Origin of the sequence: Bacteroides sp. OM05-12 (assembly GCF_003438995.1) — a bacterium.
Lineage (GTDB): Bacteria > Bacteroidota > Bacteroidia > Bacteroidales > Bacteroidaceae > Bacteroides.
Map to the genome: position 1 here is coordinate 1 of NZ_QSUN01000043.1, position 16,852 is coordinate 16,852.

14 protein-coding genes and 2 pseudogenes are annotated in these 16,852 nt (G+C 40.7%); 8 read left to right on the top strand and 8 right to left on the bottom strand.

Annotated elements, in window-relative coordinates:
* Positions 1-227: 227 nt before the first annotated feature.
* Positions 228-2,327, bottom strand: coding sequence for a VapE domain-containing protein (locus tag DXB63_RS17355; RefSeq protein ID WP_122127649.1), 2,100 nt, complete (start codon positions 2,325-2,327; stop codon positions 228-230).
* Positions 2,328-2,458: 131 nt separating this feature from the next.
* On the opposite strand from DXB63_RS17355, the gene DXB63_RS17360 reads away from it, so the two are divergent.
* The 7 genes and pseudogenes from DXB63_RS17360 (at position 2,459) to DXB63_RS17390 (ending at position 7,460) form a co-directional block, all read left to right on the top strand.
* Positions 2,459-2,791: a hypothetical protein gene (locus tag DXB63_RS17360; RefSeq protein ID WP_122127650.1), complete on the top strand. Its 333-nt coding sequence runs from the start codon at positions 2,459-2,461 to the stop codon at positions 2,789-2,791.
* 22 nt (positions 2,792-2,813) lie between these two features.
* Complete coding sequence (locus DXB63_RS17365; protein ID WP_122127651.1) at positions 2,814-3,725, top strand: glycosyltransferase; 912 nt, start codon at positions 2,814-2,816, stop codon at positions 3,723-3,725.
* 377 nt (positions 3,726-4,102) lie between these two features.
* Positions 4,103-4,286 (top strand): annotated as a pseudogene (locus DXB63_RS18460) (acetyltransferase); the annotation flags it as partial.
* A gap of 270 nt (positions 4,287-4,556) precedes the next feature.
* The gene (locus DXB63_RS17375; RefSeq protein WP_122127653.1) at positions 4,557-5,294 is read left to right on the top strand and encodes a WecB/TagA/CpsF family glycosyltransferase; all 738 of its coding nucleotides are present in this window, start codon (positions 4,557-4,559) and stop codon (positions 5,292-5,294) included.
* Between the two features lie 21 nt (positions 5,295-5,315).
* Positions 5,316-6,329: a Gfo/Idh/MocA family protein gene (locus DXB63_RS17380; RefSeq protein WP_122127654.1), complete on the top strand. Its 1,014-nt coding sequence runs from the start codon at positions 5,316-5,318 to the stop codon at positions 6,327-6,329.
* A 10-nt stretch (positions 6,330-6,339) separates the two neighbouring features.
* Positions 6,340-7,206 (top strand): hypothetical protein, encoded by an 867-nt coding sequence (locus DXB63_RS17385; RefSeq protein ID WP_122127655.1) that lies wholly within the window; start codon positions 6,340-6,342, stop codon positions 7,204-7,206.
* A complete protein-coding gene (locus DXB63_RS17390; protein WP_122127656.1) occupies positions 7,203-7,460 on the top strand; it encodes a hypothetical protein in 258 nt (85 codons plus the stop codon). Before DXB63_RS17385 ends, DXB63_RS17390 begins: the two co-directional genes overlap by 4 nt.
* 515 nt (positions 7,461-7,975) lie before the next feature.
* Here DXB63_RS17390 and DXB63_RS17395 read toward each other — a convergent pair.
* The 3 genes from DXB63_RS17395 to DXB63_RS17405 are packed head-to-tail and all read right to left on the bottom strand — an operon-like array spanning position 7,976 to position 9,540.
* Positions 7,976-8,500 carry a hypothetical protein gene (locus DXB63_RS17395; protein WP_122127657.1) on the bottom strand — a complete coding sequence of 175 codons (525 nt, stop codon included), beginning with the start codon at positions 8,498-8,500 and terminating at the stop codon, positions 7,976-7,978.
* Positions 8,463-9,200 (bottom strand): ImmA/IrrE family metallo-endopeptidase, encoded by a 738-nt coding sequence (locus DXB63_RS17400; protein ID WP_122127658.1) that lies wholly within the window; start codon positions 9,198-9,200, stop codon positions 8,463-8,465. Before DXB63_RS17400 ends, DXB63_RS17395 begins: the two co-directional genes overlap by 38 nt.
* The gene (locus tag DXB63_RS17405) at positions 9,187-9,540 is read right to left on the bottom strand and encodes a helix-turn-helix domain-containing protein (protein WP_122127659.1); all 354 of its coding nucleotides are present in this window, start codon (positions 9,538-9,540) and stop codon (positions 9,187-9,189) included. The genes DXB63_RS17400 and DXB63_RS17405 overlap by 14 nt, the downstream gene beginning before the upstream one ends.
* 361 nt (positions 9,541-9,901) lie before the next feature.
* On the opposite strand from DXB63_RS17405, the gene DXB63_RS17410 reads away from it, so the two are divergent.
* The gene (locus tag DXB63_RS17410) at positions 9,902-11,050 is read left to right on the top strand and encodes an ATP-binding protein (RefSeq protein ID WP_122127660.1); all 1,149 of its coding nucleotides are present in this window, start codon (positions 9,902-9,904) and stop codon (positions 11,048-11,050) included.
* 156 nt (positions 11,051-11,206) lie between these two features.
* Here DXB63_RS17410 and DXB63_RS17415 read toward each other — a convergent pair whose 3' ends face one another.
* The 4 genes and pseudogenes from DXB63_RS17415 to DXB63_RS18030 form a co-directional block, all read right to left on the bottom strand.
* Positions 11,207-13,177, bottom strand: a complete 1,971-nt coding sequence (locus DXB63_RS17415; RefSeq protein ID WP_122127661.1) for a fimbrillin family protein — start codon at positions 13,175-13,177, stop codon at positions 11,207-11,209.
* A 59-nt stretch (positions 13,178-13,236) separates the two neighbouring features.
* Positions 13,237-15,174 (bottom strand): hypothetical protein, encoded by a 1,938-nt coding sequence (locus DXB63_RS17420; protein ID WP_158563706.1) that lies wholly within the window; start codon positions 15,172-15,174, stop codon positions 13,237-13,239.
* 30 nt (positions 15,175-15,204) lie between these two features.
* A complete protein-coding gene (locus DXB63_RS17425; protein ID WP_158563707.1) occupies positions 15,205-16,158 on the bottom strand; it encodes a fimbrillin family protein in 954 nt (317 codons plus the stop codon).
* Positions 16,159-16,216: 58 nt separating this feature from the next.
* Positions 16,217-16,852 (bottom strand): annotated as a pseudogene (locus tag DXB63_RS18030) (hypothetical protein); the annotation flags it as partial.

The window sequence follows — 16,852 nt, forward strand, 5'->3', positions numbered from 1 at the left end:
CAACCTTATGTTTTTTAAAAACATCAAGGTCATTGCAAACAAACATCAAGGTGTTTTTTAAAAACATCGGGTTGATTGAAATCAAAAGCGTGACAGTGTGACGGCGTGACACGTACTTTCGGACTATTATATATACTATATATAGTATTGTATATATACTACTATACTATTACATATAATACTAATAAAACCATTGTCACAGTGTCACACTGTCACACAATAGAGAACTATAAAAGAAGTTCCGGCTCCTCGGGAGATATACGGATCAGCCCTACAGACCGGTAAGAGGCGATTTCATCGGATGTGAGCAGCACGACACGAAAACCGCGATAGCTCCGGTTGTGTATCGGCTCATAACCGAGCTCGCGCATGGAACGGTTAATTTTTGTTTTAGAAAGATTATATTTGATAACGCCCCCGATGCGTTCCATGATTTCCGCATTGGAGATGAAAATACCTGTCTCTCCCGGTTTGGGAAGGCGGAAATGGGAGCAAATCAGCTCTTTTTCGATGTTCGGCTCTTCAAACCTTTGGTTGTGCCGGTTCAGTTCTTTCATCTCATACTCGGAAAACCAATAACGGAAACCGTTGCGGTAGAGCGACAATGCCTGTGCGTAAAGTCCCTCATAAGGGATCTCATTATGGTAGAGGTCATCTATGAAGTTTACAAGAGAAGGAAGCCAACGGCGGTTGCCGGTATCATCGGTCAGGAACAGGCGGTTATTGCCCGTGGCGCAGAACGAAGCGATATGGGGACGGAAATTCTTGTTGCGGTCATAAGCGGCGCGTTCGTTGACGGCGGACATGGTCACCATCGCCTTGAGGCGGTTCAGCTCGTTCGGACGCAGGTTGTCGATCTCCTCGATGCAGATAAGGGCAAACTCGGAAAGGGCGAGGTTATCATCTTTGGTCATCTGCCCGCTATTGGTTTTCGTATAGAAATAACGTTGCAGCTCGGGAGGAAGCAGTTTATTGAAAAATGTGGTCTTATAGATACCCTGTTCACCGATAAGCACCAGAATAGTATGGTTCACCACCTCCTTATCCAGGATGCAGGCCATGAACGCCACGAACCATTTACGGAAATGGAGGGCGAAAGCGGTATCATCCGAAGTATGCACCATCGACGCCACCCGGGAGATATAATCGGTCTGCCCATCCCAGACGGGAAGGTTCTCCACGTAGGCCGCCAAGGGATTGTACCCGGTTATGAATTCAGACTTCAGGATGCTCAGAAAAGTATTCTGACCGGAATACAGATTCGCTTTCTGCGCACGGAGCCAAAGCGTATTTTCTTCCCTGTCGGTGATGTCATGGAAGTCGGTTTCATCCAGCCAGCATATCTCCCTACGGGCGAGCACGACGTTATAACGAAGGCTGCATTGCGCACGGATAAACGCTTCCAGCTCCCCGATAGAGGCGTAGGACAACTTACCGGAGTTATCTTTGGGCAGTGCCTTTGTACCGTGTTCATCGGTATGCAGGTACACCGAGCCGGCGATGCTTGCGAGAGCATCACGATTATAGTCGGGAAATTCCTCGAAAGCCCACTCGAGCGCCATTTCCCGTGCCACTCCGAAATCATTCATCAGGTAGAGCGCGGAAGAGACGTAATCATTGTAATTGCCTTCGGTGTAGCGTTTACCCTGCTGTTCGAGCAATGCGCGCACGGCAACCGCCGCTTTGTCTACGGTGGCATGAAAGGTCTTCCGGGGTCTGACGGCAGCCGGGAGGTCCTCTTCCTCCGGAATCCCAATATGCATCGGCACGGCAGCCGGGTTATAGTACGCGTCGGGATCATAACAAAGATTGCTCGTACGGGTGGCATTCTTGCAATGCTCGTCAAAGGAATGACTCAACAGTTGTTCGTAGTACGCTTTGCCTTGCCGGTACACCGCATTATGATACCGGACATCGGTGATATCCGTCAGGAAGAAAAGCCGGACGCCGAGTCCGGAATGGGTAATGTACGCCAACAACACATAGGGATCGAGCCTCAACCGCTCGATAATCAGCCGGGGCATTCCCGGAGCGAGATCATCCAAATCGCCCATGCCAATGCCCGTGTAACCGCAGATATGTTTTACACTGCGACCGCCTTGGCAGATGACGGAAGGGGTGATAAATTCCGCGCCCCGCTTGATGCGTCCCGCCTCCGACTCCTGACCATGGTCAAGATAATAACGATGCTTCTCGGTGGAGTCACGGTAGCGCTCGGAGGTAATAAGTCCGTACACTTGCCGCAGCGTGACAGCAGAGGGGGACGTGTCTTTCAGACTCTTGAAAAAACTCACTTGCAATGATGAACCGGGTTCTTCATTTTCCATAATTAATATTTTTAAATAAACAGATAACGGATATTTACAATACCGTTGCCCTGAATCTTTCAGAACGGGCGCAAAAGTACAGGAATAGAAATAGACATTGTTACATAAACCAATAACACAAAATCAAAAAAATGAGTAAAGAAAAATATAATAATGTGGAAGAAATCATGCAAGTCCTGAAAAAACAAAGCAATTGTTCCATACGGGAATTGAGCGATAATTTGCATCGTTCTCCAAATACCATATGCGGCATAATACATGGTGAAAATCATACTCTGACGCACTACGCTCTCCTGACTAACTACCTTTTTGAAGAAATGGGATGGAAGTTTGACATATCGGAAGTTTCTGAAATAATGGATCATGCTTTCAAAAGTGATATGCCATTGATGATAGGTACTTATGACTATAAGGAAAAATCGGTAAAGGAAAAGAGATTTATCATGATGAAAAAAGAAAAATAAACGATTTTTATATCTACACAAAATGAATTTAGCACCGGTAGTCGTATTTGCATTTAACCGTTCTGATTTGCTAAAAAACACATTAGACTCTTTAAAAACGAATCCTTTAGCAAATGAAACAAACTTATATATATTCATCGATGGTCCAAGGAATGATGCCGATACAGACAAAATAAATCAAGTAAAACAAATTGCTATAGATTTTACAGGTTTTAAGGAGAAAATAATCTTCACATCAACTTTCAACCAAGGACTGGCTAAGTCTATCATATCAGGGGTCACAAAAATTATTAATAAATACGGCAAAGTCATAGTAGTAGAAGATGATTTATATGTTTCAAAAAGTTTTCTTACATATATGAATGCACTTCTTACGACTTATGAAAATGATGAAAGAATTTTTCAAGTATCAGGATTCGGAGTAAAAATCAATGTTCCTTCTGGTTATAAGTATGATGTATATCTGAATAACCGAGCACATTCATGGACGTGGGGAACTTGGAAAGACAGATGGGATACTGTGGATTGGGAAGTCAAGGATTATAATAATTTAATGCATGATAAGACTAAGCAGAAAGCATTCAACAAAGGAGGAAGTGACCTATATGGAATGCTTAAAGGATTCATGCAGGGAAAGAATAATTCATGGTATATCAGATTCACTTATTCCATGTTTCTCCAAAACAGATATGGAGTCTCTCCCATTAAATCCCTCGTCATCAATGACGGATTTAGACCGGAATCCACACATTGCAATGTATATAACAGATATAAAATTGATTTTCTAAATGAGTATAAACAGGAATTTTCTATACCCCCTAAAATAGAATGGGATTCCAGAATCAATAAACAAGCAAAAAAATATTGGAGTATTCCATATCGGATACATGGGAAAATAATGACGCTTTTAATAAAAATGAAACGCATCATATAATAACATCTCAGAACTAATACAAATACATTATGCAAATTAAAGAATTACTTGTTAATTTCATCAATAAAAAGAAATTCAACAAATCTATTTCTTTTCTATCTTTTTGGGATAACTCTAGTATAATTCCATCTAATATCTATTTAGGGTTAGGAACAAGAATTTTGAACTCTAAAATAGGGAAATATACTAGAATCAAACCTTTTTGTGTTATTAAAAATGCTAATATAGGTAATTATTGCAGTATTGCCAACGATGTAAGAATCGGATTAGGGAAACATCCTACAGGATTAATATCTACCAATTCAATATTTTATAAAACAGGAATCAGAAAAGATTGGGCTGTCCATATTGATTATAATGAAGAAGAAACAATAAATATTGGTAATGACGTATGGATAGGTAATGGAGCCATAATAATGGATGGCATTACTGTTGGGAATGGCGCTATCATAGGAGCGAGAGCATTAGTTACAAAAGATATTCCTCCATACGCTATAGTTGGAGGAATTCCAGCCAAAATAATTAAATACAGATTTGATGAAGAAACGATAAACTTGTTACAAAAAAGTCAATGGTGGGATTTACCCGATAAAACCATAGAAAATATCCTACCTATTTTTACTAATTCTGAGAGAATAAAAGATAATTTAAAGAAATATTTAAATAATCAATAATCTAATTTTCGGTTATGTCTGAAAACAAACATGATTGCAAAAAAAATTACATGCAATTATATTTTTGTCAAACTATTCATCAAATAAAATAGAAATAAAAAAGACTTGACTATCATTCTCATTAAAAAAATATTTTATTTCACATTCCTTTTTTATTATGACAGAAAATAATCCGGTCTTCCACTTCTCCGGCTATGCCTTAGTGAAAGACTCTTTAGACTGCGTCCCTTTGGATGGTAGAAACGTAGTCAATACCATCAGCCCGAACTCTTACGGAATATCAGTGCATGACAAGGCGATGGACGAAGCCCTGAAAGGTTCGGAATTCCTTATTCTGGATGGTGTCTATTTCGGTTGGCTTCCCCGCTTCAGGTACGGACAAAAAATAAAACGTATTACCGGATGGGACAGTTTCCAATACTTTTCCCACAAAATGCAGGAACGGAAAGGACGTGTTTTCTTCCTCGGCTCCGGCGAAGAGACTTTGCAGATGATAAAAGAACGTTATGCCAAAGATTTTCCGGATGTGACGGTCGGCACTTATTCGCCGCCTTTCAAACCGGAATTCACGGAAGAAGACAACGAAGCCATGCATAAGGCGGTTAATGACTTCCATCCGGATGTGCTCTTTGTCGGCATGACCGCACCCAAACAGGAAAAATGGTCTTACCGGAACAAGCCTTACCTCGACGTTCATGTGATAACCGCTATCGGAAACGTGTTCGACTGGTATGCGGGAAACAGTAAACGTCCCGGCGTATTCTGGCAGAAGATCGGGATGGAGTGGTTGGTAAGGATATTCCTGCGTCCGGAGGTATTCCGCAGGAACATAACTAATCAAATGCTCTTTTTCCGCCATTTACTTTTAATACTCCTGAGAATCAAGAAACTATAAATCAAATAAATTATATTCAGTATGATAAAGACTGCAATCATAGGATTGGGGAAGATGGGTATGTCCCATTGTGCCCTGCTGGGTGCCCATCCGGAAGTAGACTTGGTAGCCATTTGTGACCCCGACGGTTTACTGCAAAGTGCATTTAAGAAGCTGACCGGGTTTCAAGTCTATGACGATTACAAGAAAATGATTGAAACGGAAAAGCCGGAGGCTATTTTCGTTGCTACGCCCACCCGCTTCCATTCGGAAATGGTACTTTATGCGCTTGAACGCGGTATCCACGTCTTTTGCGAGAAACCGTTCAGTCTGACCTCCGAAGAGGGTGAAAAGATGGTTGCCGTAGCCAAAGCCAAAGGCTGTGTCAATCAGGCAGGGTATCACAACCGTTTTATCGGGACTTTCAACGAAATGAAACGTCTGTTCGCAGCGGGAGTTATCGGCACCCCTTTCCATTTTATGGGAGAGGCCTACGGTCCTGTCGTTTTGAAGCCTAAAGGCGGTACATGGCGTGCAGACAAGAAATCAGGCGGCGGATGCCTCATGGATTATGCCTCACACGTGTTAAACCTGATCAATTACATTACCGGCAGCCATTTGACGGAAGCCCGGGGGACGTTCATGCCCCGGATATTCTCGAAAGAAGTGGATGATGCCATCTACGCCACATTGAAGGTCGAAAATGGTTTGCAGGGACAATTATCTGTCTGCTGGAGTGACGACACACACCGCAAAATGACAACTTCCCTGAAAATCGAAGGGGATAAGGGTAAACTGGAAGCCGATGCCACCACCCTGAAAATATACCTGAAAGAAGACAATGAAAAGGAAGCGCTGAAAAAGGGCTGGAATACCAGATACATCACGGAACTGACTCCACAGGTGTATTTCAATCTTCGGGGCGAAGAATACAGCGCGCAGATAGACCATTTTGTCCGGTGCATCCAAAACGGAACAATGAACCACAGGAATACTTTTGAAGAGGCCTTGCAGACAGACTATATTGTAGATAAATTAATAGAAGACGCTAAATAAACTTCCCGCTATGGATAGAATATTATTCGGTGATAACCAGTTTTTTGCGGTAAATCACCTTTCAGATGAACGCTCCCGTGCACAAGCCGTACGTTTTAAAGACAACAGTGCCATCATCGACGTATTGGATACAGCCATGGATTTGGGCATAAACACATTTATGTGTACCACCCATGACCGAATCGCAGCCGTTTGCGAACATATGCGACAAAATCCGGAGAAATACAAGGACTTCAAATTCCATCCGTGCATGCCGTATGCCCATAAGTATGCAAATGCGGTCACGGAACTGGGTATATTGGGGACTTTGAAAGCCTATATTCCGGGAAATATCCTGGCAGTGGCCTCAAAAGCCGGTATCGCCTATATGAAAAAGGATTACCCTTCATTAATGGAATTGCTGGTGGATGCGGAGATGAAGATGTTCAAAGGGATGAATACACCGGTTATTTTTCTCCAAAATGTCATTGTCGACTTGCTTTTGGGGTTGGGCATGGATGAAATCATCAAACATTACGCCGACTATATCAAAAAAGAATACAATGCAGAACCGGGATTTATCACGATGAATTTACCGGGAATGGTAGACCTTTGCGAACGGCTGGATATAAAGAATCCCATCATCTGTTCTTCAATCAACAAAATCGGTTTCCGTATGTCGAACAGCATTGAGGAATACGAAGAATACCTGAACAGCGACAGGGAGTTCCGTCCCATCGCGATGCAGGTTCTGGCTGCGGGAGCTTTAAAACCGGAAGAAGCCATCGAGTACGTATGCAGATTTGCCAAAATAGAATCGATCCTGTTCGGAGCGTCTTCCAGAGGACATATACAACAGACCAAAGAATTGATAGAAAAATATTCGGGCAACAGATGAACGATTTAAACACTATTTATCAAGAATACCACCGACTGTCTTCTTCCCAAAAGAAATCCATCCTGAAAAGATTGCAGGGAAAAGGGTATCCGGTGGAGAGTATTCAGGCAAAACAATATACTCCCGATAACTCCGTAGGCACTCACTTTTTCTTCTATATGACAGGGGAAGAGGAACCTAAACGGTATTGGGAAATCCCTGAGGATATGTGGAATGAATTTGTGGGGATGATTCCTTTATCCAGGAAAACATAGCAGATTTCTTTCCATATCCATACCTATTGACTTTCTTCACCAATTTATATAAAATCCGAAGACCTCCCCGGGTGCGCTATTCAAGTGGGAAGTGCGATATTGTACTATAGTTCTTTGTCTAATGGAAATTTAATACGGAATATCCTCCGTGTTGCTCTATCAGAAGTTTCAATTTATCATCCATATTATTCTTGTCTTATGTGTACAAAACTACGGCATTTATTTCTAAGTGCCGTATATTTGTACATATTTTCTTTTAAGAAGCTAATAGACAAGAACATGAGCAGGCAGAACAATATACTCCCGATAACTCCGTAGGCACTCACTTTTTCTTCTATATGGCAGGGGAAGAGGAACCTAAACGGTATTGGGAAATCCCTAAGGATATGTGGGATGAGAAAGTATCCAAATAACCAGCAATCCAAGAGGCTCTTGATCTTTAAAGAACCAAAAATTGGAGGATTCACTTCACACTCGACACCCCCTCTTCATTTCATTCAAATATCATACTTATGTCATATTGTTACCAGACACGCATATTGGGTTATATTAATGATAGGAAGTTTGCTCCCAGCCTTATTTACTGCTTGTATAAATTCTGCACATTCCAATTCCGTCATTTTCTTTCTGCAATAAGCATAATATAAAAAGTCAAGCGTTGTCAGATAGGTGATGTTATTCTCTGAACAATATTCTTTTATATCTCTTAGATTACTACTCCCTAAAACATCCTTATTATCCCTACAATAAATCATACAGGCACTTTCGCCCTTTCCTAATGTACGTTGTAACAAAAAGTACTCTTTCATAGATTCTCCTATAGGAACAAAGGCTTCTTTCTTCAATTTTGGAAAGAAACGGAGATAATTATCTATGAAATCTTTCGTTTTAGAATTTTTCGATACTTCATCATAAACCACATCCAATATCAAATACTCATATTCCGGAAATATATCAGGCAGTAATGAAAAACAGTCAGCTTCCATAAAATGAATAATCACATCAGCATCGAGTACTATCTTCGTTTTCTTGCATTCCATTGATATTAATTTTATGGAGTAATTCCAAATAGTGTCCTTCTGAAATCTTTTCCTGTTCAAACAAGAAACGAGCTTTCTCACCAAAATCACCGATAACCAACCCTTCATTTGCCGATTCATATAAAGCAGTATTATATCCGAAACATATTGCGGAATACTTCACTCGTATTTCGGCTAAACGGGAACGGGTATTTTCAGAAATCAATCCCATATTCAATAATCTATATAATAGAGCGGAACGAGAAACTGAAAAATAATGTTCCAGTTTCAGAATAGTAGCAATCGATATATCTTTTGTTTTTAGTTCAGTTTCCGGTATTAATTGACATATACCGGTTTCCGGCATTAATAAAAAGGAAGCGAACATATCGGCACACTGTTCTACCGGATTCTTACTACCACATCCTGGGTTGCATTTGTGTGGAGTTGGTTTTTCCTCTATGAAAAGGTGGTATAATTCATGGGCAATCGTGAAATGCTGTCTTCCTTGTGGTTGATTGGAATTAATAAGCATGAATCGATGCTCTGATTTATCTTTCAAACACATACCAGAAAAATTCTCCGATAAAGGTCTAAAAACAGTAAGTATATTTAATCTCAAAAGCAAACTTTTCAAAGTGATAGGTTCAGATAAACTAAATCCATTATCCCTACGAAATTCAGAAACTTGCTTTTCAATGATAAATTTATTTGGTTTCATTTTGAGAGATACGTTCCATTTTGAGGTAAGACTTTACAATATCCTTGAAATTGGCTATTTCTTTTAAATCATTTTCTTCTATATCTGAAATCCTAAAAGCGGTAGCCATAATTTCATTATCCACATGGATATTATCTTCAAACAATATAAAAGGCTCACATCCGAATAAATTTGAAATGCTTTCCAAAATATTATATGGAGCTTCCCTGACTCCTCCTTCATAATTACTATATGCAGAACGTTCTATACCAATCAATTTGGCAACTTGCTCTTGCGTAAAACCAGATAACTCTCTGATTTTCTTCATATTTTCTCCAACAATTTGATTAACTGTTTTCATAATAACCTCTCCTTGCTCTGTGGCAAAATTACTATTATTTTATTACATATACAAATATTGACACAACTAAGTTTATTCATTTATAGTTATTTAGGCATAAAAAGATTCGATTATGATATTTACCCTTCTTTAATGTAACGTGGAAGTACTCCATTATCCAGTATAAACACCTCACAAGGAAGTGTTATCGATTGGAAGTCATTCCAAACAGCATCCCTAAGGATATGTGGGATGAATTTGTAGGGATGATACCTCTATTCAAGAAATAACTCACATCTTTATCACGGAAAGTATCTAAATAGCCCGCAATCTAATTTGCAAATTCACTTTTTTATTGTAGATTTGCAAAAAGAGATCAGGTATGATAGAAAGAGCATTAAAAACCAGACTATTAGAGTTTACAAAAAAGTATCCGATTGTTACCCTTACAGGGCCACGACAATCGGGTAAATCGACGTTACTCAAAACTTCATTTCCAGAATACAAATATGTATCATTAGAAGACCCGGATATGAGATTGTTTGCAACAGAAGACCCCAGAGGTTTTCTTGCTACGTATTCGGATAAAACGATTATTGATGAGGTACAAAGAGTACCATCTCTGTTTTCTTACATACAAACTTACACAGATAAAGAAAACAAAGAGGGAATGTATCTGCTTGCAGGATCTCACAATTTCCTTTTAATGGAGAACATCAATCAATCACTTGCAGGAAGAACAGCTATTCTTCGGTTATTACCCTTTTCTCATCTTGAAATGAAAGAAGGCAACATACTTCCTCCTACTGTAGACGAAGAAATTTTCAAGGGTGCATATCCTCGCCTTTATGATAAAGATATTTTTCCTACCGATTACTATCCGTTCTACATTCAGACATATGTAGAACGTGATGTACGTTTGATGCGGAATATCGGAGACTTGAGTAAATTTATTCGTTTTCTGAAATTGTGTGCAGGACGTATCGGACAACTTCTCAATATCTCATCACTGGCCAATGAATGCGGAGTATCCGTAACTACAGCAACCTCATGGATCTCTATTTTAGAAGCAAGTTATATATGCTATTTATTAAAGCCCGACCATAACAACTATGCGAAACGATTAGTAAAAACACCTAAACTCTATTTTTACGACACAGGATTAGCGTGTTCACTACTCGATATAAGAAATGCAGATCAAATAGCCACTCACTTTCTTCGCGGAGGCTTATTTGAGAACCTTGTAATTAATGAATTCATCAAAGAGGAATATAATAAAGGGAAAGAGCCCAACCTTTCTTTTTGGAGAGACAGCATAGGTAATGAAGTTGATTTACTGCGTACTGTAGAAGGTAAACAATACGCCTATGAAATTAAATCGGGAGCAACCTATTCTTCTGACTTTTTCAAAGGCATCTCTAAATGGGCAAAACTTTCAGGGACAGCACCGGAAGATTGTTTTGCAATCTACAATGGAGATAGAAGTATGAAAACTTCACAAGGAAGTGTTATCGATTGGAAGTCATTCTAAACAGCATCCCTGAGGATATGTGGAATGAATTTGTGGGGATGGTGGATGAAAATAAAAAATACCCTTGCTACAAATAATTGCAACAAGGGTAAACTCAACGTCACTTCCCCAATCCTCAAGAGTTATGTATAAATGAATTAACTGATTTACGTTTTACTATTCTCGAACGCAACGTATGGACTTCGCCTCCGAAGACTCACTGCTATTTACACCTATATCTGTATAAAAGAACAAGCCATAAGCTTTTAGTCCGTTATCTGTTGTACTTGACCAATAAGAACCGACACTACCATCAGATCTCACTGCCCCATTATAATAGTATCTACCACCTCCGGGCACAAAATACAAGTCACTAAAATCCGTACAAGGAAACACACAAGTATTATCTTTCATTTTACCTTTAACTATTGCTGAGTCATATAGCTTCTTGGTCGGCAATGTCCATCCTTTAGGACATGGATTGTATTTAAGCATTGCAGCATCAGTTGAAGTATCACTCCAGAATGTTTTATAATTAGAGTCACTACACCAGGGAGATGATGGAGTGCAGGAATAAAACGTACCCGGCTTCTTAGTTGCATCAGATATTGTTACCGGTCCCGATGTATACTCATTTTCCCTTCTTAGCGGGTCCTTACGTCCCCACTGATAGAATAAGCCATAAGAAGTTGGTCCGACGACATCTGCCGCACCGAGGTTACGATCCATAAATCCAGTACCAAGATATACTCCACTTATACTTTTCGGTTTTAACAGGAAGCTATTATCACTCACAACCCAAATGTGCCAACTCCAAAGAATTGTACCTGATATAGATGTTACCGCAATTATGGCATTACCGGTTTGTCCACTCCCTACCGTAAACCTCACTTGATTATTAGAAGATGAAGACGAATAGGTTACCCCTTTGATCAGATTATTACAATTATTGCCGTTATCATCTATTTGCCATACTATCTCTGCTTTCTTAGGGGCATCGCCAATAGTCGTTCCTACCGGATCATTGCTTCTTCCTTCTAAAGCAGTAAAAATATATGTTATATCTCTAGTCTTATTTTTAGGAACCACCCAGCAATTTCCGCCACCATAAGGATATTCGTTGGTCTCATCTCCTTCTTTATCCATATAAACACTTAACGCCCTGAACTTAATAGTGCAAGTATAAGCGGTATTAGGTCTTAATTGATTACCCGGAATTGCAAAGGTAATACCATCGCTGGAACCGTTAATCGCTATTCCTGTTGAAAATTCTGCTCCTATCGAAAACTGTAAAGGAGTGGAAATCGTATTGCTTACAGGCAGCAATCTCCTTGCTTCGCTCGTTATAACCTGACCACTTATGGAAGGAAAACTAAAAGAGCCGTTTTGCGTGGAAAGAGCATTGATGCTGACGTATTCATCCCCAAAACTCCAAGTACCGCTCGTATAAGGTGCCTTTCCACCGATGGTTAAGTCCGTAGCTGCTGACGTAAATTTACAACCAACACCGAACTCGGTTATATCAAATACCACTTGCAGTTGTGAAAACAAATGCCGAAAATTGATTGTCAACAACATATCCCGACTTACCTCGACTAATCCTGATTGCCAATAAAGAAAGTCATCGTTTGTGCTTACCGTTAAAAATTTCATACCGATGCCGGTATTGCCATCGGGAACTTCCGTGATAGTATTACTATTGTTATAGGAGTAAGCGATGAACTTATACCGACCGCCTGCCAACAATCCCAAACCGGAATTTATCAACACCGACTTTCCATTTTCAATTTTATAATCGGCATATCCTTCATAAGTCGAACCACCATCTTTATAAGCCAATACACGATAGCGGGTATTTTCAGCCAAAATACTTCCACTGGCACGGGTTTGTTCCGTTTTGCGGGGAGCGAATGTAGCTTCTATCTCATAACTGTCATCTACAGGAACAGATACCGTGAAAGGTTCTGCCGGACTGCGCGTTTCAGCAGATGTATCACCCTCATAGTCTGAAACACCGCCTACGGTAAACCGTATTTCTACGGGATCACCCGTTGCAAGACTATCATTGTCATCATTCTGACTGCAACCACCGAATATCAGAATACCAACAACAATCAGAAGTAAATTAAAGAAAAACTTTCTTTTCATATTATATATCTCTTATTAATGACCCAACCAAATAATTAAATAAATCGCATATAGTTTGTTTACTCTCGGATACAACGTATGGGTAAAGCACTTTGTACAGCTAAAGAAGACATCGCTATTATTGATGTAAAGTAAAACACACCAGCAAGGTCATTGGCAGAAGGAGACGTACTCGACCAATAATAGCCGTCATTGGGTGATGTAATAGACCCATCTCCTTTTGTACTAGAATTTTTCATGCCCCCAGCCGGGAAATAGAGAGTACCATTCACCCCGGAAATTGAGTAAATATGCTTATTTGACACAGCTCCTCCCTGTTGGTTGACTAACGAGTTATAGACAGTACGACTTGGAATTGTCCACCCTTTAGGAGACGGATCATATTTAAGCATTGAGCGATTAGTTGGAGTAGGACTCCAGATTGCAGAATTATCATTACACCAATACTTACTACTGGAATCAACTCTATAAATATATTCAGGATTTTGAGTAGCAACAGATATCGATACCGGTCCTGCTTTCATTTCCTGATTATTGTACATAAGCGGGTCTTTACGTCCCCACTGATAATAGAGGAAATTTTCCTTGTTTGAACCATCTCTATTTGCACCGAGATTACGATCCATAAATTCTCCTACCCCATTGATTTTTATCGGATTGGTCATAAAACTATTATCACTCACTACCCAGATATGCCAGCTCCAAAGAATGGCACCTGTGCTTGATTTTACCGCAAGCAGAGCATTGCCGACTTTCCCGCCTCCTACAGTGAAACGCATTTGATTGGAAGACGGATAATAACCCATACTTATGATTAAATCCGTACAATAATTACCATCAGCATCCATCTGCCATAACAACGAGGCTCCATTAGGTACACCTTTATCGTTGACAGTAGTTCCTACCGGATCATTGCTTCTCCCTTCTACAGCAGTAAATGAATATGTTGCATCACCCGGTTTTTTAGGAATAACCCAGCAATTACCCCCTCCATAAGGATATCCGTTTATCTCATCCCCCTCAAGAAATCCTAAATCTTTGAACTTAACCGTACAAACATAAGAGGTATTGGATTTTAATGCATTATTGGCAACAGCAAGAGAAAGTTTCTTACCGGATACCTTTTCCCCATTTGCAAATGTTGCTCCTACAGTGAGGTCTAAAGGAGTCTGTATTGTATTGCTTATGGGCAACAATCTCTTCAAATCACTCGCTATACGCTGACTACCCGTAGTAGAAAACTTAAAAGCGCCATCCTCCTGTGTAGTGGTAACGATATCGACATAGCTATTCGCAACAGTCCAAACTCCATTTATATAAGGTGACGCATTATCAACGTTTAAGACAGCACTTGCCGACGTAAGGTCATAGTAGAATCCGGTCGAATCAAATATTACTTGCAATTGCGGAAACAAATGACGAAACTCAATTGATAACGATGTATTTCCACTAATCGTTATCAGGTCGGATTGCCAATAAATGATATCATCTTCCGTACTTACTGCCAGCTCGTTCAGATTCGTATTTTCGTCGGGAATTCCCGGAATGATTTCACTGTTATAATAAGAATAAGCGACAAATTTATATTGACCCGCCGATAATCTAAAGCCACCGTTTTCCAACACCGACTTTCCATTTTTAATCTTATAATCGGCATATCCGCTATAAGTAGCGCCACCGCTATAAGCCAAAACGCGATAACGGATATTTTCACCAAGAGGACCTATCGCACGGGTTCGTTCCGCTTGGAGGGGAACAAATGTAGCCTCTATCTCATAATTCTCGTTCATGGGAACAGATACCCTGAAAGGTTCTGCCGGAGCGCGTGTATCAGCAGACGTATCGCCTGCATAATCTGAAACGCCATCTACCGTAAACCGTACTTCTATCATCTCACCCTTCGCAGGGTTACCGGAGTCATCGTCCTGATTGCAACCACCGAATACCAAAGCACCGACAGCTATCAGGAGCGAATGAAAGAACAACTGTCTTTTCATACTATATATTTTATTTATTATCTGCATTTATTATATCCACCATTTCTCATTATTCAGAGTAACTTCATTCCATCCTGAAACGACAGGAAACCCACCGTCATCATCCGGTTCGACAACAAAACCATCGCTACCCAACAAAACTTTCAGCTTATAATGACAACCTGCCTGAAAAGCATAACCGGTACTTGCAAACAGGCTTCGGGGAATTGTCCCCTCATAAAAATTCTCAGGTTCCGTACCGTCCGCATAAAACGCAAACGCCTGTCCGCCGGATGAAACTCCTACAGGAATCAACAACAAATCAATCGTTGAATTATCCGTATTCGCCGTTATATTCGTCAGATTGTTCAGATTATAATTATCAGAAATGGTCTTGATTAAGAAGTTGGAATAAAGCATATATTCCGCTGTCACAAGCATATCTTTAAGCATAAAAGAACGTATCACACCTGAGCCCTTATAAGTAAGCCGTTTAACAAAGCGGAAACTTACCCGGGCGTAAATATGCGATAGTATCGGTGTCGGGGCATAATCGGTAGCTGATGCCGTAAAGAGTCCTACACAAAGATCTTTGGAGGCTTCATAAGGACCAATGGCCATATTCAAAGTAGCATTACTACCTCCACTGCTATAGACACCGCTTTCCGAATAAGGATAATAAGCAGCCATAGTCCAAGTGGTTTCCGACAAAAGAAAACCTCCTCCAAGAGCGGTCCATGAAGAAGCTCCGTAAGTATAGGGAACGTTATCTTTCACCCCACTACTGGAAGCACAGGAGATACCGACCGTACCCTCTTTCAGAACCGTTACGCTTCCGGTAGCACGGGTATCGGATTCAGAAGGATTAGCTTTCACGGACACACTGCCGATAGTGAGTGGTGTTATCCGTTCAACTGCAACGGCATTATCATCAGCAGAACATCCCGACAGAAAGCATAAGGAAATCCCGACCGACATTGCATAAAACAAATATCTTAACTTCATATTCATTGTTATTGTTTTTCTGGTTCTATTTTTTAATTACTGGCTCTATAGTTTACAACTATTCACCCACTCGCACCGGCTCCGTAGTCACAGTACCAGACTCACCTTCATCCCGGGAAGTAATCAAAACACTACCCGGTTCGGTATTCACATCACTCTGTTGTTCGCCCGATACACCCGTCTCGTCTCCGTTATTCGTCTGTTCCCAACCATAAAGAATCACTCCGTCGGGAGAAAGATAGGCACCGTCACTCTGCGTTACGTTGAACGTGATGCTCAGGTTGTTGATCTTTATGCGAACCTGTACGGCAATCGGACCGTGACCTTTCGCGGTAAAAGTGATATAACCGATATCCGTCGTCGCATCAGTGGGAAGTTCCACATCCAGCACGTCCTGCCAGTCACCCTTATTCTCGAACTCCCATTCCGAAACCGCCACATTACTCTTGACCGCCACTTTACGGTAGCTGTCTTTGGCATAACCCAACGGGACGTCTTTGGTGGAGCATTGGAAATTGTCCTGTCCATTATAGTCGGTGATATTCAATCCATGATCCCAATGTTCCACGTTCACACTCAGGTTAACGGGACGGTTCGCCAAGGCTTCTTCCGGATTTTCATATCCCGGGCCGTATACACTCGTGATATTGAACACGTAACGGTGGTTGCGGAAGATATCCAGCAGCGTGTCGTC